Annotated in this window: 22 protein-coding genes and 1 pseudogene; 5 read left to right on the top strand and 18 right to left on the bottom strand. The window is 71.1% G+C overall.

The features are described from left to right. The first annotated feature begins 53 nt into the window (after nt 1–53). The 3 genes from ASF39_RS12495 (at nt 54) to ASF39_RS12485 (ending at nt 3,496) form a co-directional block, all read left to right on the top strand. A complete protein-coding gene (locus tag ASF39_RS12495) occupies nt 54–1,307 on the top strand; it encodes a glycosyltransferase family 87 protein (protein WP_156648479.1) in 1,254 nt (417 codons plus the stop codon). Continuing rightward, nucleotides 1,304–2,659: an FAD-binding oxidoreductase gene (locus ASF39_RS12490; protein WP_082494539.1), complete on the top strand. Its 1,356-nt coding sequence runs from the start codon at nt 1,304–1,306 to the stop codon at nt 2,657–2,659. The genes ASF39_RS12495 and ASF39_RS12490 overlap by 4 nt, the downstream gene beginning before the upstream one ends. A 93-nt stretch (nt 2,660–2,752) precedes the next feature. Then, a complete protein-coding gene (locus tag ASF39_RS12485; RefSeq protein WP_056284283.1) occupies nt 2,753–3,496 on the top strand; it encodes an SDR family oxidoreductase in 744 nt (247 codons plus the stop codon). A 497-nt stretch (nt 3,497–3,993) separates the two neighbouring features. Here the strand turns inward: ASF39_RS12485 and ASF39_RS12480 are convergent, their stop codons facing one another. Continuing rightward, the gene (locus tag ASF39_RS12480; RefSeq protein ID WP_055885958.1) at nt 3,994–5,376 is read right to left on the bottom strand and encodes a 3-deoxy-7-phosphoheptulonate synthase class II; all 1,383 of its coding nucleotides are present in this window, start codon (nt 5,374–5,376) and stop codon (nt 3,994–3,996) included. Nucleotides 5,377–5,651: 275 nt separating this feature from the next. Here ASF39_RS12480 and ASF39_RS12475 point away from each other — a divergent pair, with 275 nt between their 5' ends. Further along, nucleotides 5,652–5,915 carry a hypothetical protein gene (locus ASF39_RS12475; protein WP_055885955.1) on the top strand — a complete coding sequence of 88 codons (264 nt, stop codon included), beginning with the start codon at nt 5,652–5,654 and terminating at the stop codon, nt 5,913–5,915. A gap of 29 nt (nt 5,916–5,944) precedes the next feature. Here ASF39_RS12475 and ASF39_RS12470 read toward each other — a convergent pair whose 3' ends face one another. From ASF39_RS12470 to ASF39_RS12400, 15 genes are all read right to left on the bottom strand, one after another. After that, complete coding sequence (locus ASF39_RS12470) at nt 5,945–6,247, bottom strand: RNA polymerase sigma factor region1.1 domain-containing protein (protein WP_055885952.1); 303 nt, start codon at nt 6,245–6,247, stop codon at nt 5,945–5,947. Nucleotides 6,248–6,274: 27 nt separating this feature from the next. After that, a complete protein-coding gene (locus ASF39_RS12465) occupies nt 6,275–8,575 on the bottom strand; it encodes an FdhF/YdeP family oxidoreductase (protein ID WP_156648478.1) in 2,301 nt (766 codons plus the stop codon). Between the two features lie 66 nt (nt 8,576–8,641). Then, nucleotides 8,642–10,063, bottom strand: a complete 1,422-nt coding sequence (gene gor / locus ASF39_RS12460; protein ID WP_056284489.1) for a glutathione-disulfide reductase — start codon at nt 10,061–10,063, stop codon at nt 8,642–8,644. A gap of 103 nt (nt 10,064–10,166) precedes the next feature. Next, the gene (locus ASF39_RS12455) at nt 10,167–10,421 is read right to left on the bottom strand and encodes a BrnA antitoxin family protein (RefSeq protein ID WP_055885949.1); all 255 of its coding nucleotides are present in this window, start codon (nt 10,419–10,421) and stop codon (nt 10,167–10,169) included. A 20-nt stretch (nt 10,422–10,441) separates the two neighbouring features. After that, a complete protein-coding gene (locus ASF39_RS12450; protein WP_055885946.1) occupies nt 10,442–10,666 on the bottom strand; it encodes a hypothetical protein in 225 nt (74 codons plus the stop codon). Nucleotides 10,667–10,972: 306 nt separating this feature from the next. Then, nucleotides 10,973–12,190, bottom strand: a complete 1,218-nt coding sequence (locus ASF39_RS12445; protein ID WP_056284281.1) for an MFS transporter — start codon at nt 12,188–12,190, stop codon at nt 10,973–10,975. Further along, nucleotides 12,187–13,788, bottom strand: a complete 1,602-nt coding sequence (lnt, locus tag ASF39_RS12440) for an apolipoprotein N-acyltransferase (protein WP_244472398.1) — start codon at nt 13,786–13,788, stop codon at nt 12,187–12,189. The genes ASF39_RS12445 and lnt overlap by 4 nt, the downstream gene beginning before the upstream one ends. A gap of 97 nt (nt 13,789–13,885) precedes the next feature. Continuing rightward, on the bottom strand, nt 13,886–15,022 hold the full coding sequence (locus tag ASF39_RS12435; RefSeq protein WP_056284278.1) for a hemolysin family protein: 1,137 nt from the start codon (nt 15,020–15,022) through the stop codon (nt 13,886–13,888). Between the two features lie 45 nt (nt 15,023–15,067). Continuing rightward, nucleotides 15,068–15,553 carry an rRNA maturation RNase YbeY gene (ybeY, locus tag ASF39_RS12430; protein ID WP_055885939.1) on the bottom strand — a complete coding sequence of 162 codons (486 nt, stop codon included), beginning with the start codon at nt 15,551–15,553 and terminating at the stop codon, nt 15,068–15,070. Beyond that, on the bottom strand, nt 15,550–16,638 hold the full coding sequence (locus tag ASF39_RS12425) for a PhoH family protein (protein WP_055885936.1): 1,089 nt from the start codon (nt 16,636–16,638) through the stop codon (nt 15,550–15,552). Before ASF39_RS12425 ends, ybeY begins: the two co-directional genes overlap by 4 nt. Before the next feature lie 53 nt (nt 16,639–16,691). Then, entirely contained in the window at nt 16,692–18,029 is a 1,338-nt protein-coding gene (gene miaB, locus ASF39_RS12420; RefSeq protein WP_056284483.1) for a tRNA (N6-isopentenyl adenosine(37)-C2)-methylthiotransferase MiaB, read from the bottom strand. Nucleotides 18,030–18,144: 115 nt separating this feature from the next. After that, on the bottom strand, nt 18,145–19,011 hold the full coding sequence (locus ASF39_RS12415; RefSeq protein ID WP_082494536.1) for a lysophospholipid acyltransferase family protein: 867 nt from the start codon (nt 19,009–19,011) through the stop codon (nt 18,145–18,147). A gap of 28 nt (nt 19,012–19,039) precedes the next feature. Further along, complete coding sequence (locus ASF39_RS12410; RefSeq protein WP_055885933.1) at nt 19,040–19,561, bottom strand: GNAT family N-acetyltransferase; 522 nt, start codon at nt 19,559–19,561, stop codon at nt 19,040–19,042. Next, entirely contained in the window at nt 19,558–20,235 is a 678-nt protein-coding gene (tsaB, locus tag ASF39_RS12405) for a tRNA (adenosine(37)-N6)-threonylcarbamoyltransferase complex dimerization subunit type 1 TsaB (protein WP_056284274.1), read from the bottom strand. Before tsaB ends, ASF39_RS12410 begins: the two co-directional genes overlap by 4 nt. A gap of 191 nt (nt 20,236–20,426) precedes the next feature. After that, the gene (locus tag ASF39_RS12400) at nt 20,427–20,993 is read right to left on the bottom strand and encodes a NifU family protein (RefSeq protein ID WP_055885927.1); all 567 of its coding nucleotides are present in this window, start codon (nt 20,991–20,993) and stop codon (nt 20,427–20,429) included. A 255-nt stretch (nt 20,994–21,248) separates the two neighbouring features. Between ASF39_RS12400 and rplS the strand changes: the two genes are divergently transcribed. Continuing rightward, on the top strand, nt 21,249–21,707 hold the full coding sequence (gene rplS / locus ASF39_RS12395; protein WP_055885924.1) for a 50S ribosomal protein L19: 459 nt from the start codon (nt 21,249–21,251) through the stop codon (nt 21,705–21,707). A 348-nt stretch (nt 21,708–22,055) separates the two neighbouring features. Here rplS and ASF39_RS12390 read toward each other — a convergent pair whose 3' ends face one another. Then, nucleotides 22,056–24,383 (bottom strand): Tex family protein, encoded by a 2,328-nt coding sequence (locus tag ASF39_RS12390; RefSeq protein ID WP_056284267.1) that lies wholly within the window; start codon nt 24,381–24,383, stop codon nt 22,056–22,058. Between the two features lie 104 nt (nt 24,384–24,487). Next, nucleotides 24,488–25,981: pseudogene (locus ASF39_RS12385) on the bottom strand (L,D-transpeptidase family protein). Between the last annotated feature and the right edge of the window lie 102 nt (nt 25,982–26,083).

Raw genomic sequence — 26,083 nt, 5'->3', positions numbered from 1 at the left:
GAAAGCGTCAAGGCTCGGACGAACGGCGTCACCGGCGCATTGGGCTCCCCTTCGTGATCATCACACGCTTCGCGACACCGCTGGTCACCCGCGTCCTGCTCCTGCTCATGCCGGCGGTGGTGCTGGCCAAGGCGGCCACCCTCGCCGGGCTCACACGGATCGAGAAGACGGAGCTCACGGATTTCGAGACCTTCCATATCGTCGGGCGCATGATCTGGCAGGGGCGAGCGGCGGAGGCCTATCACGCCGGGACGATGCGGGAGGTGCAGCGGGTCGTGAGCGGCAGCGACACGTTCATGCCCTGGACCTACCCGCCGCCGTTCGATCTCGTGGTGGCCGGCCTCGCGCTCCTTCCCGTGAGCCTCGCCTATCTCCTGTTCACCGGGGCGACCCTCGCGGCCTTCCTGCTCGTCCTCAAGCGCATCGCCGACGAGGCCTTCCCGGCGGTGCTGCTGGCGATCTTCCCGGCGATCGTCGTGACCATCGGCTGCGGCCAGAACGGCTTCCTGAGCGGCACGCTGATCGGTCTTGCCGCCCTGGCCTTCGCCGGGGGCCGAGCGCTCGCCGGGCTGCCCCTCGGGTTGATGGTCGTCAAACCCCATCTGGCCGTCGCCTTCGCGCTGCATGCGGTGGCGGCCCGGCACTGGCGCTGCGTCGGGCTCGCCGCCTGCGTGGTCGCGCTCGCCTGCGCGGCCGCCACCCTCGCCCTCGGCATAACGGTCTGGCCGGCGTTCGTCTCCGCCGTCGCCGAGGCGAAGGCCTTCCTGGTCGCCGGTTACTATCCCCTGCACCGGATGATCTCGGTCTACGCGGCGCTGCGCAGCCTCGCGGTGCCGGCGGGCGTCGCGCTCGCCGTCCAGGCCGGCATCGCCTTCCTCGCCCTGTCCGTGGTCGTTGCCACGATCCGGGGCCGGCGGGACACGGCGACGGCGCTGGGCGCCACGGCCCTGGCCGGCCTGTTCGTCAGCCCCTACGCCTACGATTACGACCTGACGCTCTACGGCATCGCCCTGGCCTTCCTAATGCCGGGCCTGATCCGGCGTGCGAGCCCACGCGAGCAGATCGCCCTCCTCGGCTTGAGCCTCTTCACCTGCGGCTACGGCCTCCTCGCCTCGGTCTGGCACGACAGGATGGTCGGGCAGGACATTCCGTATCCCGGAACGGCGGCGTGGCCGCCGAGCCTCGCCGGTTTCGCCCTACTGGCCATCGTCGTCCTGGTCTGGCGCATCCTCAGCCGTGCGGCGGGTCCGGTAGCGGCACCGGCCCGGCTTGGCGATGGCCTGCCCCTCGCCGGCGGCTTGCGGTGACGGACCGGCCCCGCGACATTGCCGGACCACTCGGCACCCTCTCCGGGTGGGGCCGCTATCCGCGCGCCGAATCGCGCATCCTGCGGGCGGAGGCCCCCGACCGTCTGCCGGGGCTCGTGGCCGCGGGCACCGACTACGTCGCGCGTGGCAACGGGCGTGCCTACGGCGATGCCGCCATCGGCCTCCACCAGACCGTGCTGATGCGGCGCCTCGATCGCTTCCGCGGCTTCGATCCCGACAGCGGCCGCCTCACCGTGGAGGCGGGCGTGCTGCTGGCCGACATCCTCGACGTGGTCGTGCCCCGCGGCTTCTTTCCGTTCGTGGTGCCGGGGACCCGCCTCGTCACCGTGGGCGGGATGATCGCCGCCGACGTACACGGCAAGAACCACCACCGCGAAGGCGGTTTCGGCGACCATCTCGACGCGCTCACCCTGCTCCTGCCCGACGGGCGCCCGCTTCGCTGCTCGCGGGAGGACAATCCCGAACTGTTCACGGCCACCGTCGGCGGCATGGGCCTCACCGGCCTCATCGTGGACGCGACCTTTCGGCTGCGCCCGATCGAGAGCGGCTGGATTCGCCAGGAAACCGAGGTCGCCACCAATCTGTCCGGCCTCGTCGCCGCGCTCGATCGCAGCGCCGAGGCGACCTATTGCGTCGCCTGGATCGACTGCCAGAGCCGGGGAGGGCACCTCGGGCGCGGCCTCGTGTTTCGCGGCGAGCATGCGTCGGCCGCCGAATGCGCGGGCCTCGCGCCGCCCCGGGCGGCCGGCCGGGCCGCCGTGCCGGTTCCCGTCGACATGCCGTCTTGGACGCTCAACCCGCTCACGGTCGGTGCCTTCAACGCGCTCTACCATCGCCGCGGCGCGGCGGCGGCGCGACGGCCGGCCTACGTGCCCTGGCGGCAGTACTTCTTCCCCCTCGACGGCCTCTCCGATTGGAACAGGCTCTATGGCCGGCGGGGCTTCGTGCAGCATCAATGCGTCATCCCGCCGGGCTCCGCCCAACCCGTCCTGGCCGAGATCCTCGAGCGCGTGGCGCGCCTGGGGAGCGCCTCACCCCTGGCCGTGCTCAAGCGGCTCGGGCCGGGCAGCGGCCTCCTGTCGTTCCCGATGGATGGCTACACCCTCGCCCTCGACCTGCCGGCCAACGCCGCCGCCCTGGCTCTCCTCGACGAGATCGACCGTCTGGTGGTCCCGGCCGGCGGACGGCTCTACCTCGCCAAGGATTCCAGGCAGACCCGCGCCACCTTCGAGGCCGGCTATCCCGGCCTCGGCGAGTTTCGACGCCTGCGGCACGCGATCGGCGCCGAGCGTCGCCTGACCTCGCATCTTTCCGCAAGGCTCGGCGTGTAGAAGGCCCGGATTGTAGAAGGCTCGGAGTGTAGAAGGTTCGGCGTCGGGCCTCGATCCGCGCTCCTCATCATCTCCCTTGCAAGGTGCTCGACGATGGCCGGCCGCAAGACGCTCCTCCTGGTAGGCGCCACATCGGACATCGGTCGGGCGGTGGCGTCCCGTTATGCCCGCGAGGGCTGGGCGATCGTGCTCACGGCGCGCGATCCGAGCGCGGCCCGTCGCGACACCGACGATCTCAGCGTCCGCACCGGCGAGCCCGTCGCGGTCCTGCCCCTCGACGTCCTCGCCCTCGATACCCTCGCCGCCTTCGTCGACGCGCTGCCGGTCCTTCCGGACACCGTGGTCTGCGTCGTCGGGGAACTCGGCGACCAGAACCGTGCCGAGGCCGACCCGGAGCATGCCGCACGGGTCATGGCCACGAATTACCTCGGGCCATCGCTGCTCCTCGGCATCCTGGCCGACCGCTTCGCGGCGCGGGGCCACGGCACGATCGTCGGGGTGAGCTCGGTGGCGGGCGACCGCGGCCGAGGATCGAACTACGTCTACGGCTCGGCCAAGGCCGGGTTCACCGCCTTCCTGTCGGGCCTGCGCAACCGGCTCGCCCGGGGGCCGGTTCGGGTCGTGACGGTCAAGCCCGGCTTCGTGCGCACGCGCATGACCCAGGCGCTGTCGCTGCCGCCGCTTCTCACCGCCGAGCCCGCGGAGGTCGGCGCCGCCATCTACGCGGCGGCCGAGCGGGGCCGGGCCGACGTCGTCTACGTCCGTCCGGTCTGGCGCCTCGTGATGGCGATCATCCGCGCCATCCCGGAGCCGATCTTCAAGCGCCTTCGCCTCTAGGCCGGCGCGCCGCGCTCGCCGGTCGGACAAAGAGCGGCGACCCCGTTCGAGGTCCGGCTGGCCGGGAGCGCGCCCGGAAGAGACGCCGGCGATCGCACGGGTGTCGTCCTCGATAACCACGATGCATCGGGCCGCGCCCGCCCGTCCGGTCGATGCAGTCCGGAAGGACCTCGGCCCTCCCGCTCATCCGGCGTTCGATCCCGATGAGTCGCCGCATGCACCAGAATGACGGCCGCAGGTCGGGTCATGGCGCCGCCAGGAGCAGGGCCGTGCCTCGGCTGTCCTTCGGAACAGGCCGGGGACAGGTGCGGGCCGACCGCATCGAGGAGAGGCTCGTGTCGCCGCATCCGCAGTCAGGCGACCGGGGATGCCGTGCCGGAACTCCGCTCGACCTATACCATTTCCGGGTGATCACTTCGTGATGCGGACATGGGCTTCGCTCAGGCGCCGCGCGGGCTCGGTGATCCGGTTCCCGCTCGATTCACGCGGGAAACGGATCACTCGGCCGCGTCGAGGCGCGGGCGCTCGACGTGGCTGCGTTCCCGCTTGACGAGTTCGGCAGTGCGGAACGCCACTTCGAGCGCCTGCTCCGCGTTGAGGCGCGGGTCGCAATAGGTGTGATAGCGATCCTGAAGGTCGTCGGCCGTCAGCGCGCGGGCGCCGCCGGTGCATTCGGTGACGTCCTTGCCGGTCATCTCCAGGTGGATGCCGCCGGCAATGGTGCCTTCGGCCCGGTGGACGTCGAAGAAGCCCTCGATCTCCTGCATCACCCGCTCGAACGGTCGCGTCTTGTAGCGGCCGGCCGAGATGGTGTTGCCGTGCATCGGATCGCAGGCCCAGACGACACTGCGGCCCTCGCGCTCCACCGCGCGGATCAGGCCGGGCAGGTGCTCGCCGACCTTGTCGGCACCGAACCGGCAGATGAGGGTGAGCCGGCCCGCCTCGTTGGCCGGGTTGAGCTGGTCGGCGAGGCGGATCAGACCCTCGGCGGTCATCGACGGCCCGCACTTGAGGCCGACCGGGTTCTTGATGCCGCGGGCGTATTCCACATGGGCGTGATCGGGCTGGCGGGTGCGGTCCCCGATCCAGAGCATGTGGCCCGAGGTAGCGTAGTAGTCGCCGCTGGTGGAGTCGACGCGCGTCAGCGCCTCCTCGTAGCCGAGCAGCAGCGCCTCGTGGCTCGTGTAGAAATCGGTGGTTCGCACTTCCTGGTGGGTCTCGGGGTTGATCCCGATCGCCCGCATGAAGTCGAGGGCCTCCGTCATCCGCTCCGCGCAATCGGCGTAGCGCGAGGATTGCGGCGAATCCTTCACGAACCCGAGCATCCAGCGATGCGAATTCTCGAGGTTGGCGTAGCCGCCGGTGGCGAAGGCACGCAGCAGGTTGAGCGTCGCCGCCGATTGGCGATAGGCCTCCAGCTGTCGGCGCGGATCGGGCACGCGCGCTTCTTCCGTGAAGGTCAGGCCGTTGACGATGTCGCCGCGGTAGCTCGGCAGCACCACGCCATCCATCGTCTCGGTGGGCGAGGAGCGCGGCTTGGCGAACTGACCGGCGATACGGCCGACCTTCACCACCGGCGAGCCGCCGGCGAAGGTGAGCACCAGCGCCATCTGCAGGAACACGCGGAAGAAATCGCGGATGTTGTCGGCCGAATGCTCGTCGAAGCTCTCGGCGCAATCGCCGCCCTGGAGCAGGAACGCCTGGCCCGTGGAGACCCGCGCCAGGGACGCCTTGAGCTTGCGCGCCTCACCGGCGAAGACCAGGGGCGGGAAGCTCGCGAGCTGCGTCTCGACGCTCTCGAGCGCGGCGGCATCCGGATAGGCCGGCACCTGCTGGATCGGCAGCTGCCGCCACGTTTTCGGTGTCCAACGCTCGCCCATGATCGTCTCCCGTCCACCTCTCGGCCGGCTTCGCTGAAGGGGAATCTCGTGTGAGGAGCGCGGCTTATAGAGCGGTTCGCGACCGGATGCGAGCGCGAACCGCCCTTGGTCCCCTCGGATGGGTCGACCCCGACGCCCGGCGCGATCGAACGGCGGACGTGCGCCAACGCACAATCGACCGAGATAACTTGTAACGTCGAGGGATGGCGATGCGAAACACTGGATAGATGCGGCGAAACCATCGTCGCAGGCTAGAAGACGAAAGGAATATTGCCATGTTCAAGTCGATCGTCGTCGCCGCCGCTCTTGCGGTCGTTTCCACCGGCGGTGCCCTGGCCGGTTCGCGGACCCTCTCCGTCTGGGGCGCCCAGGTCGACGTCCCGTCCTCACAGGTTCAGGCGCCCGCCTTCGATGCCCGTCTGAGCGAGCGCGGCGGTAGCCGGTTCATGGCGTATGGCGATCCCCGGAACGTCGAACCTCGGAATGTCGAGGCGGCGCGGGAGAACAACGGGTATCGCGACGACGAACACGCCCGCTGAGCGCGTCGGCTCCCGACCGAAGGGGCCGTTCATCCCATGGCATCGCCGTCCTCGATGGCGATGCCGAGCTCGGACAGGATCCAGAAGATCGCCTCGAGATCCTCCGCGGTGACGTCGCGCGGCGGCAGGGCTTGTTCGAGATCCTCGTAGGTCAGCCGCCGGACCTTCATGGCGTCGACCTTCAGGAGCAGCGAGTCGAGGGCGAGCCGCATGTCGTCGGATAGAGCGTCGTGGCTGGGCAGACGCGACGCGCGCAGGGGATCGAGGGCTTCAGCGAGCAGGCGGTCGATGATCGCCTGCCGCCTCGTGTACGCATCGTCGTCTTCGGTCATTCAGCCTGTCGCCAGATCACGTCGCTGTCAGGGGCCCGCACGCACGATCCGGACCGGGATCGCCTTGGCGGCCGGCGTCATCGCCTGTTCGTCATGGTGCCCAAGCGGAATGAGCGGGTTCAGTTCCGGATAATAGCCACCGCAATTGCCCGGCGGGATCCCATAGGCGACGATCCGCAAGCCGCGCACGACCCGCTCGATGCCGTCGTGCGCCTCGGTGCGCACATCGACGCTCTCGCCGTCGCGAAACCCGAGGCGGTCGATGTCGTCGGCGTTCATGAACAGGATCGTACGGGTGCCCTTCACGCCGCGGAAGCGGTCGTCGTAACCGTAGACGGTGGTGTTGAACTGGTCGTTGGAGCGCAGCGTCATCAGGTCGAGGACGTCGGCATGGCGCTTGGGCATGTCCGGGTTCTCGTCCAGCCCCTCGGGCACCACGAAGGTCGCCTTCCCCGTCGGGGTCTCCCATTGCCGGGCGCGGGCGGGAACGGGCTTGCGCAGGCCGCCCGGGTCGAACATGCGGCCCTCGAGGTCCTTGAACACGTCGGGGTACGTCGCCTCGATGGCCGCGCGGACGTTCGCATAGTCGCCGACCCATCCGTCCCAATCGACCTTCGGGTTCGGGGTCAGCGTCGCCTTGGCGAGTTCGGCCACGATCCAGGGCTCGGAGCGGACCTCGGCGCTCACCGGCTGCGTCACGCCGCGAGACCCGTGGAAGCAGGAGGTCGAATCCTCCATCGACACCGCCTGCGGCCCGCTCGCCTGGGCGTCGACCTCGATCCGCCCGAGGCAGGGGAGGATGTAGGCGGCCGCACCGTTGACGAGGTGGGAGCGGTTGAGCTTCGTCGAGATCTGGACGGTGAGGTCCATGTGCCGCCAGGCCTCCTCCATCCGCACCGTGTCGGGGATGGCGCGCACGAAGTTGCCGCCCAGCCCGATGAAGGCCTTCACCGAACGATCGAGGATGCCTTCGCAAGCCTCCACGGTGTTGAGGCCCTTCTCCCGCGGCGGCTCGAAGCCGTAGAGGTCCTTCAGCCTGTCGAGGGGCGCGAGCTCCGGCTTCTCGGTGATCCCCACCGTGCGCTGGCCCTGCACGTTGGAATGCCCGCGCACCGGGCACAGGCCGGCACCGGGACGGCCGACGTTGCCGCGCAGCAGCATCAGGTTCACCAGCATCTGCACCGCCTCGGTGCCCTTGCGGTGCTGGGTCAGCCCCATGCCGTAGACGCCGATCACGGCGCGCGCACGGGCGTAGACCGTCGCCGCCGCCTCGAGCGCCGACCGCGTGAGGCCGGAGCGCGCTTCCAGGGTCGCCCAGTCCTGGCCGTCGCAGAACGCCGCGAAGGCCGAAAAACCGTGGGTGTGCTCGGCGATGAACGCCGCATCGAGGAGGCGCGGGCGCCCGACCCGTTCGGCCTCGCGATCGGCCTCGATCAGCCACTTGCACATCGCGGTGATCGCCGCGATGTCGCCGCCGGCCTTGACCTGGAGATACTGCGTCGAGATCTCGGTGGAGGTCCGCGTCGCCATCTCCACCACCGACTGCGGGTTGGTGAAGCGCTCCAGCCCGCGTTCGCGCAAGGGGTTGAAGGTGATGATCGGAACGCGCCGCTTGCGGGCATCCTGGAGCGGATGCAGCATCCTTGGCGCGTTCGAACCGACATTCTGTCCGAAGAACAGGATCAGGTCGGTGGACTCGAAGTCCTCCAGCACCGTGGTGCCGACCGGGGACCCGATCGACGCCTTGAGGCCAACCGAGGTCGGCTCGTGGCACATGTTGGAGGAATCGGGCAGGTTGTTGGTGCCGTAGAGCCGCGCGAACAGGCCGTACATGTACGAGGTTTCGAGGGCGGCCCGGCCGGAAGTGTAGAGGACGACGGAGGCCGGATCGAGACCGCGCAGGGCCGTCCCGATCTGCGAGAACGCCTCCGCCCAGGTCACCGGCACGTAGTGGTCGGTTCCAGGGTCGTAGCGCATCGGATGGGTGAGGCGGCCCTTCTCCTCCAGCGCGTAGTCGGTCCAGGTCAGGAGTTCGGTGACCGAGTGCCGGGCGAAGAAATCGGGGCCGACGCGCTTGGCGGTCTGCTCCCAGGCCGTGGCCTTGGCGCCGTTCTCGCAATACTCGAACGCCGCGGGCTTCGCCGGCTTGGCCCAGGCGCAGGACGTGCACATGAAGCCGTCGGGCTTGTTCTGCTTCATGAGCAGCGCCGCGCCCGAGAGCGGGATCTGCTCGCGGGTCAGGATCTCGGCGAGCGACCCGGCGGAACCCCAGCCGCCGGCGGGACCGTCGTAGGGAGCGATGATCGGCTCGGCCATCTTGTCGGTCATGGGAACTTTCCGGCTCGCGGTTGCGCCAGGGCAACGGAGCCGGAAAGCCGGGTGTTCCGGCCGCGCCTACCCGACGCTCTGCGGCCTCTTGGTCACGGCGGGCACCCGCATGGTGACGAGTTCCTCGCCGGCGGTGGGATGCACGGCGATGGTGCGGTCGAAATCGGCCTTGGTGGCGCCCATGGTGACGGCGATCCCCACCGCCTGGATCATCTCGCCGGCGTCGTGGCCGAGGATGTGGACGCCGAGCACCCGGTCGGTGGCGACGTCCACGATCACCTTGAGCAGCATCCGGTCCTCGCGGCCCGACAGCGTCGCCTTCATCGGGCGAAAGCTCGACCGGTAGACGTCGATGGCGTCGTACCTCTCGCCGGCCTGCGCCTCGGTGAGGCCGACGGTGCCGATCTCGGGCGTCGAGAACACGGCGGTGGGAATCAGCCCGTGGTCCACCGACCACGCCTTGCCGCCGAACACCGTGTCGGCGAAGGCGTGGCCCTCGCGGATGGCGATGGGCGTGAGGTTGGCCCGGTCGGTGACGTCGCCCACGGCATAGATGGACGGCACCGCCGTCTGCGAGAAAGCGTCCACCGGGATGGCGCCGCTCCTGTTCGGAGCGATACCGACGGAATCGAGGCCGAGGCCGTCGACGTTGGGACGACGGCCGGTGGCGACCAGGACCTGATCGACCTCCAGGGTGTCGCCGTCGTCGAGGGTGGCGAGGATGCCTGTCGTGCGCCGCTCGAGGCGCGCCAGGGTGCGGCCGAGGCGCAGGTCCATCCGCTTGCCGTAGGCCTCGGCGAGCCCCTCTCGGACTTCGTCGTCGAAGCCGCGCAGCAGCTTGTCGCCCCGGTGCAGGAGGGTGGTGCGGCTGCCGAGCGCGGCGAAGACGCCGGCGAACTCCACGGCGATGTAGCCGCCGCCGATCACGAGGATCCGCTCGGGCCGCGTCTCCAGCTCGAACACCTCGTTCGAGGTGATGGCGAGATCCATGCCCGGCACGTCGGGGAGCTTGACCGGTCGCGCACCCACCGCGACGAGGATGTGCCGGGCTCGCACCACCTTGCCGCTGTCGACGAGGCGCACCGCATGGGGCCCCTCGATCACCGCGCGCTGGGGCTCCACATCGACGCCCGCGCGCATCAGGTTGGTGTCGTAGATCGTCTCCAGGCGCGCCACCTCGGCGTCGCGGCGGCGCTTCATCACGCTCCAGTCGAAGCGCGGCTCGGGAACCGTCCAGCCGAATCCCGCGGCGTCCTCGAACTCCTCGGCGAAGCGGCCGGCGTAGACCATCAGCTTCTTGGGCACGCACCCACGGATGACGCAGGTGCCCCCGACCCGGTATTCCTCGGCGAGTTGCACCCGGGCACCGTGGCCCGCCGCGATCCGGGCGGCACGCACACCGCCGGAACCGCCGCCGATCACGAAGAGGTCGACGTCGAACGCATCCCCGGCGGGTGTGGGACGGTCGGTCTGGGCGGTCTCGGCCATGGCGGGATCCTGCATTGCGGCATCGTCCTTCGCCCCGATGGCGACCGCGATCAAGCGCGACCCGTGGTCCGGATCCGGCGAGCCGGCGCGGGACCGACAGGGCCTACAGGCCGGCGGCGACCTTCAGGGCGGCGTTGACGCGGTCCTGCCAGCCCGGCCCGTCCTTCTGGAAATGCTCCAGGACGGCGCGGTCGATGCGCAGGGTCACCATCTCCCGGGCACCGGGGACGGCGGCACCGGCCGAGGGGGCGGGGGCGGCCGGGCGCGGGGTGTCCACGGATTTCGTGGTCGCGGCCTTGAAGGCGGCCTCGGCGGCCTGGCGCGGGTCGCTGGGACGTCGTGTGCGATCGAATGCCATCGCGTTCTCCTACAGACCCGTCAGGACCGCTTGCGCTTCGGGGCCGGCGGCGGCGCGGCGGCCTTGGCCTCGGCTTCCGCGGCTTCGTGGGCCAGGCGCAGGGCGCGCAGCTTGACGGTGCGCTCGTCGACGGCCTTCACGGACGCCAGATGCTCGGCCATCGCCTGGGCGCCTTCCTTGGCCATGCGTTCGGCGCGCTCGGCGCGCTCCTCGGAACGGGTCCGGGCGTCGGTCTCGTCGCTCATTGCAATCCTCTCTCGATGCCTCTCGTCAAACGCGACGGTGCGCCGTCTCCGGCGCGACCGCGGGCGCATGGCCGCCCCGATCGATGTCTGGCCGAACGTCGAAGGACCGTTCCACCCGGGTGCCCGAAAGGGCCCGCGAGGCGGAACGAGGCAGTCCACACACCCTGGCGCGGATCGGCTTTGGGCGGGATCGGAACGCCATAGCACACCGGGACGTGGAAACGCCAACGATCACCGCGCGTTCGCGGGTCTTATCCGCACGAATCGCGTGCGGGAAGTCCCCTTGCACAACCGGCGACGCCGGGATCAGGCGCGCTCGGCCCGCCGGGGCGCGATCCCCACCTGCCGGTCGCGGCCCGCGCCCAGGCCGCACAGGAGACTTCCCGACGCGATGGCGACGAAGAGGGCGGTGGGCCATTCCCAGCCCCCGCTGGCGTCGTGGGCGAGCCCGAACCCCAACGGCCCGAGGGAGGCGAAGGTGTAGCCCACGCCCTGCGACAGGATCGAGAGGCCGGCGGCGGCCTCCGCATTGCGCGCCCGCAGGACGATGATGGTGAGGCCGAGCCCGAACAGGCCGCCGAGACTGACCCCGAGCAGGATCGCGAGGACCGGCACGAGTCCCCTCGGCCCGAGGGCGAGGCCCGCGAAGACGGCGGCACAGAGGACGACGAGGCCGACGACGAAGGGGCGCTGGTCGCGCGCGCGGCTCGCCAGGGTCGGCACCAGGAGGGCGCTCGGCGCCTGCCCGAGGCTCATGATCGAGGTGACGAAGCCGGCGTCGACGGCGCTCAGGCCACGGGCCTGCAGCACCGCCGGCAGCCATCCGAACACGATGTAGGCCAGCGACGATTGCAGGCCCATGAAGCCCGTGACCTGCCAGGCGACCCGGTCCCGCCAGGGCGGACGCCCGGTGGTGGAGCGGTGGAGGCCGCTGCCCCGCATCGCCAGGGGCGCCCAGACGAGGGCCGCCACGAGGCACGGCAGGGCCCAGAGCGAGAGCGCCAGGGGCCAGCCGCCGCCGAGGCCATGCGCCATCGGCACGACGATGCCCGCGCCCGTGGCCGCGCCCAGGCACAGGATCATCGTGTAGAGGCCGGTCATCGGTCCGGCGTGCCGGGGGAAATCCCGCTTCACGAGGCCGGGCAGCAGCACGCCCGACAGGCCGATGCCGGCGGCGGCGAGGCAGGCACCGAGGAACAGCGTCGCCAGGGCACCGGTGCCGGCGAGGCCGCCGAGGCCGCGCAGGACCGAGCCGAGGGCGACGACGACGACCGCCAGGAGCACGCCCCAGTCGGGCCCGAACCGGCGGATCACCCAGGGGCCGAGCGCGCAGGCGAGCCCGAGGCAGAACACCGGAAGGGTCGTGAGTACGGCCGCCCCCGCCGCGGTGAGCCCGGTCTCGGCGCGGATGTCGTTGAGGAGCGGGCCGATGGTGGTGAGTGCCGGGCGCATGTTGAACGCGATCAGCATGATCCCGAGCCCGACCAGCACGGGGTGAGTGGCCTTTGCGTGGTGAGCGGTCACGCGCGGTGCCGCCCCGCGACAAGGGCCGCCACAAGGCAACCCGCGAGCATGACCGCGAAGGGAATGTCGCCGAGCGCCGCGTAGAGCGTCCGTCCCGACAGCCTCGCAGGGAGGGCGGCGTCGAGCACGCCCTCGACGCCGAGGGGCAGGCTGGCGGTGATCCGGCCGTGGCCGTCGACCACCGCGGACAGGCCGGTGTTGGCGTCGCGGACCAGGGGCAGCCCTTCCTCCACGGTGCGCAGGCGGGCCTGCGCGAAGTGCTGGCGCGGCCCCGGCGTGTCGCCGAACCAGGCGTCGTTGGTGAGGTTGAGGATGAAGCCGGGCACCGCCGGCGGCGCACCGGGTGGGGCGACCGGCACGATCGCGCCGGGGAAGATCGCCTCGTAGCAGATGGTGGCGGCGATGGGCGGCAGGCCCGGTACGGTCATGATGCGCTGGCTGGCGCGAGGGCCGGGGGTGAATCCGCCCGGGATCGCCACGAACTGGCGCAGGCCCACCGCCCGCAGCGCGGCGTCGAGGGGAGCGGGCAGGTATTCGCCGAAGGGAACGAGGTGCACCTTGTCGTAGACGTCGCCCAGCGTCGCCCCGGCCGACAGCGTCAGGATGGAATTGAAGAAGCGCGGCTTCTCGCCCGGCAACGGCTCTTCGACGCGCGCGGCACCGGTGATCAGGTGCTTGCCCGGCGGCAGCGCGGCGGCGATGCGGGCGAGTGCCCTGGGATCGCGCTGGATCAGGAACGGGAACGCCGATTCAGGCCAGATCACATGGGTGACGTCGGAGAGGCCGGTCCGGTCCGGCGCGGCGGCGCGGTCGCTCAGCTCGATATAGCGGTCGAGGATGTCCTCGCGGTTCTCGGGCCTGAACTTGGCGTCCTGGGGGAGGTTCGGCTGCATCAGGCGCAGGCGCACCCCGGGGACGGTGGGGTCCGGGGCAGCGGGCAGGCGCCAGGCGCCGAAGGCCGCCAAGGCGGCCAGACCGACGGCCGCGGTGGCACTCGGGCCATAGCGCCCACCGGCCCCGGCATCGTCGGCGAGGGTGGCGGGTGCGGCGGCGATGAGGACCGCCAGGAGGGTCAGCCCGTAGAGACCGAACAGGGCGGCCCCCTGCATGAGCCAGAGGTTCTGACCGAGCGCCATGCCGAGGCTGTTCCAGGGGAATCCGGTGAAGAGGTGGCCGCGCAGCCACTCGCTGGCGGCAAGTCCGACGCCGAGGGCGAGGATACGCCCGCCCCCCGGCGACCAGACCAGCCGGGCGAGGGCGAAGCCGGCGCCGTAGAACAGCCCGAGGACGGCCGGCAGCCCGATGACGCCGAGCGGCAGGGCCCAGGCGAACTCCTCCGCCTCGACGAGAAAGGCGGAGCCGAGCCACCACAATCCGGCGGTGAGATAACCGAAGCCCCAGGCCCAGCCGATGCCGGCGGAGGCGATGACGGTGCCGAGGGTTCCGCGCCGGCCGGTGACGGCTCCGTCCATCAGCCAGACGGCCAGGACGAGGGACAGGCAAAGGGCCGGCAACAGCCCGAACGGCGGCATCGCCAGGGCGCCGATCGCACCGGCCGAAAAGGCGAGCGCGAGGCGGCGCCAGCCGGAGGTCAGCATCACGCGGTGGGCGAGGGGGGCCAGCGGTCCCGGCGCCGGCCGGCCGATGCGGAGCGCGGGACCGGCGGCGTCGGAGTCACGGATCATCGGGATGGCGTCACGGCGATGAGATGTCCGTCGGCGCGGACGCGGGATGGCCGGGCGGCGGCAGGGCGAGGGGGACCACGTTGCCGATGCGCGCCTGCCCGTGCTGCAGGCGCAGGCGCTTGACCCGGCGCGGGTCGGCGTCGAGGACCTCGAACTGGAGGTCGCCGGGACCGCCGATGACCTCGCCCCGCAACGGCACGCGGCCGGCCAGGGTCACGATCAGGCCGCCGATGGTGTCGATGTCCTCGGCCATCTGGCCGAGTGCCGCGTCGAGGTCGATCCCCGTGGCCGCCGACACTTCGGCGAGGCCGGCCCGGGCATCGGCGATGAAGATGTCCGCCTCCCCGTCGACGCGCTGGACCAGACGGCCCTCGGCGACGTCGTGCTCGTCCTCGATGTCGCCGACCACCATCTCGATCAGGTCCTCGATCGAGATCAGGCCATCGGTCCCGCCGTACTCGTCGATGACCAGGGCCATGTGGGTGCGCGTGGCCTGCATCCGGACCAGCAGGTCGATGGCCGGCATCGAGGGCGGGACGAACAGGACCGGGCGCTGGATGCGCGTCGAGGCCAGGCTCGCGGAGAGGTCGACGTTCGCGAGGTCGAGGCCCCGCAGGGCACGGGTGCCGCGGCGCTGGCGCGGCGAAGCGGCCGGAGGCGCCTCCGCGCTCGTCATCGTCGCGGAGGCCGCCCGGCGCGGGCTCGCCTCGGCCCTGGCGACGAGGTGGTCGACGAGATCGCGGATGTGGACCATGCCGCGCGGGTCGTCGAGGCTTTCCCCGTAGACCGGCAGGCGCGAATGCCCGGCGGCACGGAAGAGCTTCAGGAGGTCGCTCAGGCTCGTTTCGATGGACACCGCGATGATGTCGGCCCGCGGGATCATCACGTCGTCGACCCGCACCTTGTGCAGCCCGAGCACGTTCTTCAGCATCGCCCGCTCGATCGGCGAGAAGGCGTTCTCGCCGGAATCGGGCGTCGCCAGCGCGCCCTCGATGTCGTCGCGCAGGGAGTCGCGCGGACGCAGGTGGAAGACGTTGAGGAGGCGATCGTACCAGGGTTCGCGGGTCGGAACCTCGCGCGCCGGGGATTCGCCCTCGGTGGCACCGAGCGCGGCCTGGGCCGCGCCGCGACTTCGATCGTTCGTCATGTCTCTCTGGTCTGGGACGGTGGGCGGATCGGTCCGGGGTACCGCTCAATCCGCATAGGGATCGGGAATGCCGAGGCCGCGCAGGGCCGCGATCTCCAGGGCTTCCATGGCATCGGCTTGGGCATCTCCGGTCTCGTGGTCCTGGCCGAGGAGGTGAAGGGTACCATGGACGAGGAGATGCGCGAGGTGATGGGCGAGCGGCTTGGCCTGCTCCTCACTTTCGCGCAGCATCGTGTCATACGCAAGAACCACGTCGCCCAGCGGCGCCGGGCCCGCTGCATGGCCGGGTTGCGGGGGCGCGGGAAACGACAGGACGTTGGTGGGCTTGTCCTGCCCGCGCCAGGTGCGGTTGAGTTCGCGTACCGCCGCGTCGGAGGTCAGCAGCACGCTGATCTCGCGTTCGCCGGTCACCGGCTCGGGCGCCACCGAAAGACCGGCCTCGACGGCGCGAATCACATGGGACTCGATGTCGGCGACGACGCTTGTCCAGCGTTCGTCCTCGATCGCGACATCCACCTCGACGGCGCTCATGCCTGGGGCGACCGCCGCGCCAGGGACCCGCGGTCGCCGGCGCTCGCTCCCTGTGCCGCCTCGTAGGCCGTCACGATCCGGCGCACGAGGTCGTGGCGTACCACGTCGACGTCGCGGAAGCGGATGCGGCCGATACCCTCGACGCCGTCGAGGATACCGACCGCTTCGACGAGGCCGGACTTCTGGCCGGGCGGAAGGTCGACCTGGCTCGGGTCGCCGGTGATGATCATGCGCGAGTTCTCGCCCAGGCGCGTGAGGAACATCTTCATCTGCATCGAGGTGGTGTTCTGGGCCTCGTCGAGCAGGACCACGGCGTTGGTGAGCGTGCGTCCGCGCATGAAGGCGAGCGGCGCGATCTCGATGAGCCCGGTCTGGAGGCCGCGGTCGACATGGCGCGCCTCCATGAAGTCGTAGAGGGCGTCGTAGATCGGGCGCAGGTAGGGATCGACCTTCTCGCGCATGTCGCCCGGCAGGAAGCCGAGGCGCTCGCCGGCCTCCACCGCCGGGCGCGACAGGATCAGGCGCTCCGCGTGCCCCTGTTCCAGCAGGGAGACCGCATGGCCGACCGCGAGCCAGGTCTTGCCGGTGCCGGCCGGACCTTCCGCGAACACGAGCTCGTGGGTGCGCAGGGCCTTGATGTAGGCGTCCTGCGCCGGGTTGCGGGCGCGCACGGCGCCGCGCTTGCGGGTGGCGATCTGGTCGAACACCGGCCGGTCCGGCTCGGCGCTGATCTCGGCCGCCGGAAACAGCATGCCCTGCTGCGTCGTCTCCTTGATGGCGCCGTCGACGTCTCCGAGCGTCAGGGGCTGCCCGCTGGCGCCGACCCTGGCGTAGAGCCGTTCGAACACCCGCCGCGCCTTCTCGGCCGCATCGGCCGGGCCCTTGACGACGAGGTGGTTGCCGAGCGCGGTGGCGACGATCTCCATCCGGCGCTCGATGTGGGCGACGTTCTGGTCGTATTGGCCGAAGACGAGGCTCGCGAGGCGGTTGTCGTCGAAGGTCAGGGCGATCTCGACCTGTTCGGCGACCTCCGCCCCCCGCGCGGCCGGCCCACGCCCACGCAAGGGACCGCCGCGTCCGGTCATGGGGTCTGGTGCGGCCATGCCATCGTCCTCATCGGAGCCATCGGGGTCCACGCTCACGCCGCCGCCGCTGCCTCGGACATCTCCCCGAACAGCGTGTTCGTTCCGGTTCGTGAGATTCGCACCGGCACGACCGTGCCGATGATCGCGGCCGGTCCGTCCAGTTGCACGGTGAGGAGGTGCGGGGTCTTGCCGACCACCTGCCCGGCGATCCGGCCGGCCTTCTCCACCAGCACCTCCACCGTCGTGCCGACGAAGCCGGCGTTGTAGGCGTGGCGCTGGTCGTCGAGGAGGGACTGCAGGGCGGCGAGGCGCTCGGATTTGACCGCCTCCGGCACCGCGTCCTCGCGCTCGGCCGCCGGCGTGCCGGGGCGCGGGCTGTACTTGAAGGTGTAGGCGCTGGAAAACCCGATCTCGGTGACCAGCCCCAGGGTCTCGGCGAAATCCGCGTCGCTCTCACCGGGAAAGCCGACGATGAAATCGGACGAGAGCGCGATGTCGGGCCGCGCCTGCCGAACCCGCGCGATGAGGTGGCGATACGCATCCGCGTCGTGCTTGCGGTTCATCGCCTTGAGGACCCGGTCGGAGCCCGATTGGACCGGCAGGTGCAGGTAGGGCATCAAGGCCGGGATGTCGGCATGGGCCGCGATCAGGTCGTCGGCCATGTCGTTGGGGTGGCTGGTGGTGTAGCGCAGGCGCAGCAGACCGGGGATGCCGGCCAGGTCGCGCATCAGCGCGGGCAACGTGGCGGGCGTGCCGTCCCGCCCGAGCCCGTGATAGGCGTTCACGTTCTGGCCGATCAGGGTGATCTCGCGGGTGCCGCCCGCCACCAGGGCCTCGGCCTCGGCACGGATCGCCGCCACGGTGCGCGAGACCTCGGCACCGCGGGTGTAGGGCACGACACAGAACGCGCAGAACTTGTCGCAGCCTTCCTGCACGGTGAGGAAGCTCGACACGGCGCTGGTGCGGCGGGCGGGGAGGTGGTCGAACTTGTCCTCGACCGGGAAGGCGGTGTCGACGACGCGCTTCGAGCGCGAGGCGGCCAGGAGGGCCGGCAGGTTGTGGTAGCTCTGGGGGCCCACCACCACGTCGACGGCCGGGGCGCGGGCCAGGATCTCGGCGCCCTCGGCCTGGGCGACGCAGCCCGCCACGACGATCCGCGTGTCGTGCCCGGCCTCGCGGCGTTCGGCCTTGAGGACGCGCAGGCGCCCGAGTTCGGAATAGACCTTGTCGGCGGCCTTTTCGCGGATGTGGCAGGTGTTGAGGATGACGACGTCAGCCTCCTCCACCGTGTCCGTCGCGGCGTAGCCCTCCGCGCCGAGCACGTCCGCCATGCGGCCGGCGTCGTAGGCGTTCATCTGGCAGCCGTAGGATTTGACGAAGGCTTTCTTCAAACGATGCGAGTCCCGAACCGGCAGGCCGCGCGCTCCCGCGCAGGCGTTCATGACCAGGGCGTTAGCACATCCGCACGGTCGCGTCCCGCGCCCGCGTTGTGACCGATCGCGCCGCCTACGCCGGCTCGGATCGCAGGCCGGCCGCCGACGTCAGGCCCCCGGCGTGTTGCGGCTGGGTGTGTTCGGGTCGACCGCTCCGGTTCCGCCGGAGAGCGGCGCGGACGCGGGCCTCGGCCATGGCGGTGGCGCGCTTGCGATCGGTGCCGCTCTCCACCGGGATCGGTTCGCCCCAGACCACGTGGACGTCGATGGGCCCACCCGAGAGGAAGACCGAGAGGTGGGGCGCGAGATCCATGTCGCCGTACCAGGCGATGTCGGGGCGCTCGGAGCGGGTCACGGCCATGCCGTTGCGGCGCGGGTAGGCGATCGCCAGGGGCTGCAGCCGGATGCGGGTGTGGCTGTTGGTCTCGGCGTCGATGGCGGCGCGCGCCGCACCGACGAGGGAAGAGCGGAACGGCAGCAGCCGGGTACCGTCGCCGGTGGTGCCTTCGGCGAACAGCACGATGAGGTCGCCCTCGGCCAGGCGCTCGGCCAGGGCGGCGTTGACGTCGGCCGTGGCCGCACGCCGGGCCCGGTCGATGAAGATCGTGCGCTGAAGCCTGGCGAGAAGCCCGACCAGCGGCCAGCCGGCGATCTCGGATTTCGCCACGAAGGACAGCGGCCGCAGGCTGCCGAGCACCAGGATGTCGAGCCAGGAGACGTGGTTGGCGAGCACCAGGGCCGGCTCGCCCACGGCGGGCGGCGTCCCGCTCTGGGTGACCCGCACCGAGAACAGCGCCAGGAAGAGCCGGTGGAACCAGGTCGGCAGGTGGGCCGCCACCCGGCCGCGGCCCAAGCGCAGGCTCAGCCATTGCGGGCCCACCAGGATCGCGAAGGCGAGGGCGCAGGCGAGGAGCCGCAGGGCGGTGCCGAACCGCGTCATCGCCCGCCCGGTCGTCCCCTCGTCCCGGTCACGCTACGAAGGCCTTCATGGTGATGGCGGTGGCGCGGCTGCCGTCCTTGCGGGCGTAGTAGCCGGTCCGCTCGCCGACCCGCTCGAACCCGTGGCGGGCGTAGAGCTTAAGCGCGGGCACGTTGCCCTCGTCGACCTCGAGATGGACGCTGCGCACGCCGGCCTGCCCGAGATGCGCGAGGTGATCGCGCAAGAGGCGATGGCTGAGTCCGCCGCCCCGCACCGAGGGCGACAGCACCAGGGTCAGGATCTCGGCCTCGTCGGCGACCTTGCGCGACAGGACGAAGCCCTGGATGGCGCCGTTGCGCCAGAGCGCATGCGCTTCGGTCGCGCGTTCGCACAGCATGCGCTCGAACTCGTGCGCGTCCCACGGCCGGGCGAAGGCCGTGGCGTGGAGGTGGGAGAGGGCGCGCGCCTGCCCGGAGTCGCGCAGCGGCGCCACGTAGGGCTCGGCCCCCCAGGCCGACCACCAGGCCATCCACAGGTCGAGGGGCCAGAGCGGGGACAGCGGCCGGTTCATCGACGGGCGATCCTGGCGTGATCCTGGGGCGTGGCGTCGGGCCCGCGCAGGTAGAGGGGACGGGGCAGGGCCTGTTCGGGATCGGCCAGGAAGCCGAGGGAGGCGACCCAGGCGATGTCGGGGGCGGCCGTGCCGGCGATCGTCGTCTCGACGCCGCGGGCGGACATCGCGGCGGCCAGCATCGGCGCGCCGGAGCCCACCAGCGTGGCCCTGGTGCCGATCATCGCGGCGGCCTCGTCCAGCGGCACGAGGCTCGGGGGCACGATGATCCCGTCGGCCGGGTTCATCGCCTGGAGGTAGATGGACCCATGGCGGGCATCGATGGCGGCGGCGATCAGGCCCTCGCCATGGGTCGCCAGAACGGGTGCCAGCAGGGCGGAGAGCGTGGTCACGCCCACGACGGGAATACCCGTGGCGAGCCCGATGGCCCGGGCGGCGGACAGGCCGACCCGCAGGCCCGTGTAGCTGCCCGGCCCGACGGTCACGGCGACCCGGTCGAGGCTCTCGAAGCCGCCCTCGCAGCGCGCCACCACCCGCTCGATCAGGGGGAGCAGGGCTTCGGCATGTCCGCGGACGAGGACCATCGATTCGACGGCCAGGAGCGCGTCGGATTCCTCCGTCGCGATGCAGGCGGAACAGGATTCGAGTGCCGTGTCGATGGCCAGGATACGCAACGTGACTCCCGCTCGGGCAACGGTGCACCGGGTCTCGATGACGTCGACCCGCCGCGGCAAGCGTAAGGGTAGGCCAGAACCGGCGCCGCGTCAGCGCCGCAGGAGGCGGCGCCGGGCGTTAATGGCCGGGGTGTTGCACAGGTGCTTCGCCGCGGCCTGCGGCGAAGACCGGATGCCGGATCCCCTGACGTTCAGACGGCGCGGACCTCGCGCACGTCCGGCAGGAAGTGCCGGAACAGGTTCTGGACGCCGTTGCGCAGGGTCGCCGTGGAGGACGGGCAGCCCGAGCAGGCTCCCTTCATCTCCAGGTAGACGATCCCCTCCTTGAAGCCGCGGAAGGTGATGTCTCCGCCGTCGCTGGCCACCGCCGGCCGCACCCGCGTCTCGAGCAGGTCCTTGATGGTGACGACGGTGTCGTGGTCGGCCTCGTCGTAGAACTCCTCGGCCTCGTCGTCTTCAGTCGACGTTCCTTCCGCCATGACCGGGGCGCCGGACTGGAAATGCTCCATGATGGCACCGAGGATGGCGGGCTTGACCTGCGGCCAGGCGTCGTCACCCTCGGCCTTGGTCACGGAGATGAAGTCGTGGCCGAAATAGACGCCGCTGACGCCTTGAACCGCGAACAGGCGCTGGGCCAGGGGCGAGCGGGCGGCGGCATCCGCATCGCGCGCCTCGAAGGTGCCCTCGGGCAGCACGACGCGGCCGGGCAGGAACTTCAGGGTCGCCGGATTGGGGGTGGCTTCGGTCTGGATGAACATGGGCTCTTCGATCCTCGTCCGCTGCGCCGGTTCAAGGCCGGCCGGGAACGGCGGCGGGAACGACCCGCCGCCACAGGTCATGTGGACCGTGCCGGGGATTTTCTCAACCGAGCGGGGCGGGACGATTTCGCCGGCGCCTACATCGACAAGGGGCGATTCCTCCTGTATGGGCAGCGCCAACTCACAACAGGATGCCGAAATCCTGACGCGGGTGCCCCTTGCCGGGGCGCCTGGCGCGACGCGGCGGAGCATATCATGAACATCATCCAACAGCTCGAGCAGGAGCAGATCGCTGCGCTCGGCAAGACCATTCCCGATTTTCAGCCCGGCGACACGGTGACCGTGAACGTCAAGGTGAAGGAAGGCGAGCGCACCCGCGTCCAGGCCTACGAAGGCGTCTGCATCGCGCGCTCGGGCGGCGGCCTCAACGAGAGCTTCACGGTTCGCAAGATCTCCTACGGCGAGGGCGTGGAGCGCGTGTTCCCGATCTACTCGCCGCTGATCGATTCGATCGCGGTAGTCCGCCGCGGCAAGGTCCGGCGCGCCAAGCTGTATTACCTGCGCGATCGCCGCGGCAAGTCGGCCCGTATCGTCGAGCGCGCCGACCGCCCCGCCGAGAAGGCCGCCAAGGCCGACGCCGCCAAGGTCACCAAGGACGCCCGCAAGGCCGAGAAGGCCGCCAAGTCCGCGGCCAAGTCCGCCGCCGCGGAGTGAGCGGACCGCCCGGGCCGCTCACGACCCGGGCCTCTATCGATACGAGGTGGAAGCCGGCTCCTGGAGCCGGCTTTTTTCGTCGGTCGAGGCGACGCCAGTCGCGTCGGTAAGCACAGCAATCGGGTGAAACCCGATTGTCGATCGTCCGGGCGTGAAGAGCGCCCCGCGGAGCGGGCGTTGTAGGACATCCGTCCTACAACGCGTCGAGCGGAGCGATAGCCAAGGTCGCGGAGGCGGCCGCCAGCGCTTGAGGCCAGTCAGAAACCGAGGGTGATCGGGTCCTCCCGATCGCCCTACGTCGGGCGGCCGGAGCCATCGATCCCGCGCCCCGCGCCGGTGGCACGATCCTCAGGAGCGTCGACCGGTCTGGGCGGTGGCCCTGCGCAGCGCCTCCGCCAGGGCCCCGCCCTGGTCCGACTTTTCGGCCGGCTTGGACGACATCGCGCGTGGATCGACCCGGCCGGCGGGCTGGCGCTGGCCGGAACCGGGCTGGGCACGGTCGATCGGGTCGTCGAGCCGCATCGAGAGGGCGATCCGCTTGCGGGGCACGTCCACGGACAGCACCAGCACCCTCACGACGTCGCCGGCCTTCACCACCTCCGAGGGCGCCGAGACGCGCTTGCGGGAGAGGGCCGAGATGTGGACGAGGCCGTCCAGATGCACGCCGATGTCGACGAAGCAGCCGAAGGCGGCGACGTTCGTGACCACGCCCTCCAACTGCATGCCGGGCTCGAGGTCGGTGATCTTCTCCACGTCCTCGCGAAAGCTCGCCGTCTTGAAGGCCGGACGGGGGTCGCGCCCGGGCTTTTCCAGTTCGCCGATGATGTCGCGCACCGTCGGCACGCCGAAGCGCGTATCGGCGAAGGCCTCGGGCGAGAGCCGGCCGAGCACGGCGTCGTTGTCGATGAGGGCCGTGATGTCGCTCTTCGTGGCCTCCAGGATCCGGCGCACCACCGGGTAGGCCTCCGGGTGGACGCCCGAGCGGTCGAGGGGGTCCTCTCCGCCTTGGATGCGCAGGAAGCCCGCCGAGAGCTCGAAGGTCTTGGGTCCGAGGCCAGCCACCGCCTTGAGCGCCTTGCGCGTGCGGAACGGGCCGTTGGCGTCGCGGTGCGAGACGATGTTGGCGGCCACCGATTCGCCGAGCCCCGAGACCTGCGCCAGGAGTGCGGCGGAGGCCGTGTTCACGTCGACACCCACCGCGTTGACCGCATCTTCCACCACGGTGGCGAGAGAGCGCGACAGCTTGGCCTCGCCGATGTCGTGCTGGTACTGGCCGACCCCGATGGACTTCGGGTCGATCTTCACGAGTTCGGCCAGCGGGTCCTGCAACCGACGTGCGATCGAGACGGCACCGCGGTGCGAGACGTCGAGGTCGGGCAGTTCGCGCGACGCGATCGCAGAGGCCGAATAGACCGACGCCCCGGCCTCTGAGACCGAGACCTTGGTCATCCTCAGGTCGGGGTTGGCCGCGATGATCTCGGCCGCCAGCTTGTCGGTCTCCCGCGAGGCGGTGCCGTTGCCCACCGCGAGCAGGTCGACCCGGTGGAGGCGGCAGAGCCGGCCCAGCGTGGCGACCGTCTCCTGCCACCGGCGCTGGGGCTCGTGCGGATAGGTGGTCTCGACGGCAACGACCTTGCCGGTGGCATCGACGACGGCGACCTTGGTGCCGTTGCGGTAGCCGGGGTCGAGGCCCATCGCGGTCCGGCCGCCGGCGGGTGCGGCCAGCAGCAGGTCCTTGAGGTTGGCGGCGAACACCTTCACCGCCTCGACCTCGGCCTTCTCGAACAGCCGGGTGCGCAGGTCGACCTTGATTCCCGTCCGGATCTTGGTGCGCCAGGCGGACCGGACGGTCTCCAGGAGCCAGCCGTCGCCGGGACGGCCCTTGCCCGAGATGCCGTGCCGGCGGCAGATCGCGAGTTCGAAGGCCCCCGGCGTCCCGGGCGGAGAATCCTCGCCCTCGGCGGCGAGGTCGATGCGCAGGAACTCCTCCTTTTCACCGCGCAGCAGCGCGAGGATGCGGTGCGAGGGCATCCGGTCCAGGCGCTCGCTCCAGTCGAAGTAGTCGGCGAACTTGGCGCCGGCGGCCTCCTTGCCCTTCGCGACCCTGGAGACCGCCTTGCCGGAGCGCCAGAAATCCTCGCGCAGGCGACCGACGAGGTCGGCGTCCTCGGCGAAGCGCTCGGTCAGGATGGCCCTGGCGCCCTCGAGGGCCTCTTCGACCGTGGCGATGCCCTTGGCGGCCGAGACGAAGCCCACGGCGACCCGCAGCGGGTCGTTTTCGGGCGCGCCGAGCAGGGTATCCGCCAGGTGGGCGAGACCCGCTTCTCGGGCGGCCTGCGCCTTCGTGCGGCGCTTGGGCTTGTAGGGGAGGTACACGTCTTCGAGACGCGCCTTGGTGTCGGCGGCGGCGATGGCGGCGGCGAGGTCCGGCGTCAGCTTGCCCTGGGCGCGGATGCTCTCGGTGATGGCCTCGCGCCGGCTCTCCAGCTCGCGCAGGTAACCGAGCCGCTCCTCGAGCGCCCGTAGCTGCACGTCGTCGAGGGAGCCCGTCGCCTCCTTGCGATAGCGGGCGACGAAGGGGACCGTGGCGCCGCCGTCGAGCAGGTCCACCGCGGCGGCCACCTGCGCCTCCCTCACCCCGAGTTCACGGGCGATCAGCAGGGTCACGGACGTCATGGGGGCTCCGGGTCGGTCGCGGGATCGGCACGGACAGCTCTACCCCGGCGGCCCCGGCCGATCCAACCGGCCGCGCGGCGTCCTCAGCGGTTCGGCGTGCCGGCCTACCGCGACGGGATCGGGCCGGGCGGGATCGGAGCCGTTTCCGCCGCCGGGAATGGCCGGCCGAGCGCCGGCTTGACCGCAGGCTTGACGGCGGGCTTCGGCGAGGCGCGAGGCGTCACCGATCCGGTGGTGGTGACATCGGGACCCGGCGCGGCTGCCGCGGCCGGGCTGTCGATGCCGTAGATGTCGTCGCGGAAATGCGCCCGGCCGTCGGGCGTGGCGTAGCCGGTGAGATAGACGAAGGTCACCGGGATCTGCTTGGTGAGCTTGATGTCGACGCGCTCGTTGGTGGCGATGCTGGTCTCGATCTCGATCGGCCCCCAGGCCGAGCCGGCGCCGTGGGGACCGGGGGTCCCTTCGAGCAGCCAGCCGGCCAGTTCCTTCACCTGCGCCACCCGCACGCAGCCGTGGGAATGAAAGCGGACGTCGCGTGCGAACAGCGATTTCGACGGCGTGTCGTGCATGTAGACCGCCTGGCGGTTGGGCATGTCGATGCGCACCTGGCCCAGCGAGTTGTCGAGGCCCGAATCCTGCCGCAGCGTGTAGGTCGCCGCCTTCTCGCCGGCCCAGTCGACGGTGGTGGGATCGACCTCGATGCCGCCGGGGCCCAGGATGCGGATGCGCTCGCGGGCGAGATAGCCCGGATCCCTGCGCATGCGCGGGATGATCTCCTTCTTGATGATCGAGACCGGCACCGTCCAGGTCGGGTTGAGGTTCACGCTGGAGATGCGCGCCTCGATCCTCGGTGTCGCCTTGTCCGGCTTGCCGACCACGGCGACGTAGCGACGGGCCACGACACCGCGCTCGACCGCCTCGACGGTGGCCGCGGGGATGTTCACCACGACCTAGCGGTCGCCGAACGCGAAGGTCGAGCCGAGCTGGCGGGCGGCCGAGGCGGAGAGCTGGCGCTGGCGCACCCGCGCCGGAACGTTGAGGGCGGCCACGGTCTGGCGGCCGACGAGACCGGTCTCGGGCAGGCCGTGCCGGGCCTGGAAGGCCATCACCGCCGCCACGAGCGGCGCGTCGAGCGCGTCCGACACCGGCGTGTCGGGGGCGAGATCGCCGACCATGGCGAGATGCCGGCGCAGCGCCGGAACGGCGGCATCGCGGGCACCCGGCTTGATCACGAGGTCCGTGGGCAGGGTGCCCCAGCCGCCGGCATCGGCCATGGCCTGGTAGCGGTCGGCCATGCGCAGGGTATCGAGGAAGGTCGAGGCCGCCAGGGTCGGCAGTGGATCGGCCGAGACCCTGGCGATGACCATGGGCGGCAATTCGCGGGATTTCCGGGCGGGTGCCGGCTCGCCGGGCTTCGCCTCGGCCGAGGGCGCCGGAGCCGGCGTCTCCGGCGCCGCCCTGGCGGCAGCCGTCACGTCCGCACCGGCGACGACGGGCGGCGCCGGCTCGGCGTGCGCACCCATCGGGCCGAGCATCAGCACGGCGAGGGAGAGGCCCACGCAAAGGCGGGCGGAAACGGGTACGCGACGCGCAGACACGGGCAGGCCTCGTGATCGATCAGGCCCGGAAGGATGCGCGGCGGCTGGTTACCAAATTCCCATCCTGCACGCCGTGCGCGAGCCCGCTGCCCGTCCCGTCGC

Origin of the sequence: Methylobacterium sp. Leaf108 (assembly GCF_001423265.1) — a bacterium.
In the GTDB taxonomy this organism is placed as follows: domain Bacteria; phylum Pseudomonadota; class Alphaproteobacteria; order Rhizobiales; family Beijerinckiaceae; genus Methylobacterium.
Note: the sequence above shows the minus strand (reverse complement) of the source record. Positions and strands in the feature narration are given on the sequence as shown.

Excerpts from the sequence above, each read along its gene's own strand:
- rplS (WP_055885924.1), top strand. The coding sequence starts at position 21,249 with ATGAACATCATCCAACAGCTCGAGCAGGAGCAGATCGCTGCGCTCGGC.
- ASF39_RS12400 (WP_055885927.1), bottom strand. The coding sequence starts at position 20,993 with ATGTTCATCCAGACCGAAGCCACCCCCAATCCGGCGACCCTGAAGTTC.
- ASF39_RS12450 (WP_055885946.1), bottom strand. The coding sequence starts at position 10,666 with ATGAGCGACGAGACCGACGCCCGGACCCGTTCCGAGGAGCGCGCCGAG.
- ASF39_RS12410 (WP_055885933.1), bottom strand. The coding sequence starts at position 19,561 with ATGAACCGGCCGCTGTCCCCGCTCTGGCCCCTCGACCTGTGGATGGCC.
- ASF39_RS12455 (WP_055885949.1), bottom strand. The coding sequence starts at position 10,421 with ATGGCATTCGATCGCACACGACGTCCCAGCGACCCGCGCCAGGCCGCC.
- ASF39_RS12435 (WP_056284278.1), bottom strand. The coding sequence starts at position 15,022 with ATGACGAACGATCGAAGTCGCGGCGCGGCCCAGGCCGCGCTCGGTGCC.
- ASF39_RS12465 (WP_156648478.1), bottom strand. The coding sequence starts at position 8,575 with ATGACCGACAAGATGGCCGAGCCGATCATCGCTCCCTACGACGGTCCC.
- ASF39_RS12475 (WP_055885955.1), top strand. The coding sequence starts at position 5,652 with ATGTTCAAGTCGATCGTCGTCGCCGCCGCTCTTGCGGTCGTTTCCACC.
- ASF39_RS12480 (WP_055885958.1), bottom strand. The coding sequence starts at position 5,376 with ATGGGCGAGCGTTGGACACCGAAAACGTGGCGGCAGCTGCCGATCCAG.
- ybeY (WP_055885939.1), bottom strand. The coding sequence starts at position 15,553 with ATGAGCGCCGTCGAGGTGGATGTCGCGATCGAGGACGAACGCTGGACA.
- ASF39_RS12485 (WP_056284283.1), top strand. The coding sequence starts at position 2,753 with ATGGCCGGCCGCAAGACGCTCCTCCTGGTAGGCGCCACATCGGACATC.
- ASF39_RS12470 (WP_055885952.1), bottom strand. The coding sequence starts at position 6,247 with ATGACCGAAGACGACGATGCGTACACGAGGCGGCAGGCGATCATCGAC.
- ASF39_RS12415 (WP_082494536.1), bottom strand. The coding sequence starts at position 19,011 with ATGACGCGGTTCGGCACCGCCCTGCGGCTCCTCGCCTGCGCCCTCGCC.
- gor (WP_056284489.1), bottom strand. The coding sequence starts at position 10,063 with ATGGCCGAGACCGCCCAGACCGACCGTCCCACACCCGCCGGGGATGCG.
- ASF39_RS12425 (WP_055885936.1), bottom strand. The coding sequence starts at position 16,638 with ATGACCGGACGCGGCGGTCCCTTGCGTGGGCGTGGGCCGGCCGCGCGG.
- ASF39_RS12390 (WP_056284267.1), bottom strand. The coding sequence starts at position 24,383 with ATGACGTCCGTGACCCTGCTGATCGCCCGTGAACTCGGGGTGAGGGAG.
- lnt (WP_244472398.1), bottom strand. The coding sequence starts at position 13,788 with ATGCTGACCTCCGGCTGGCGCCGCCTCGCGCTCGCCTTTTCGGCCGGT.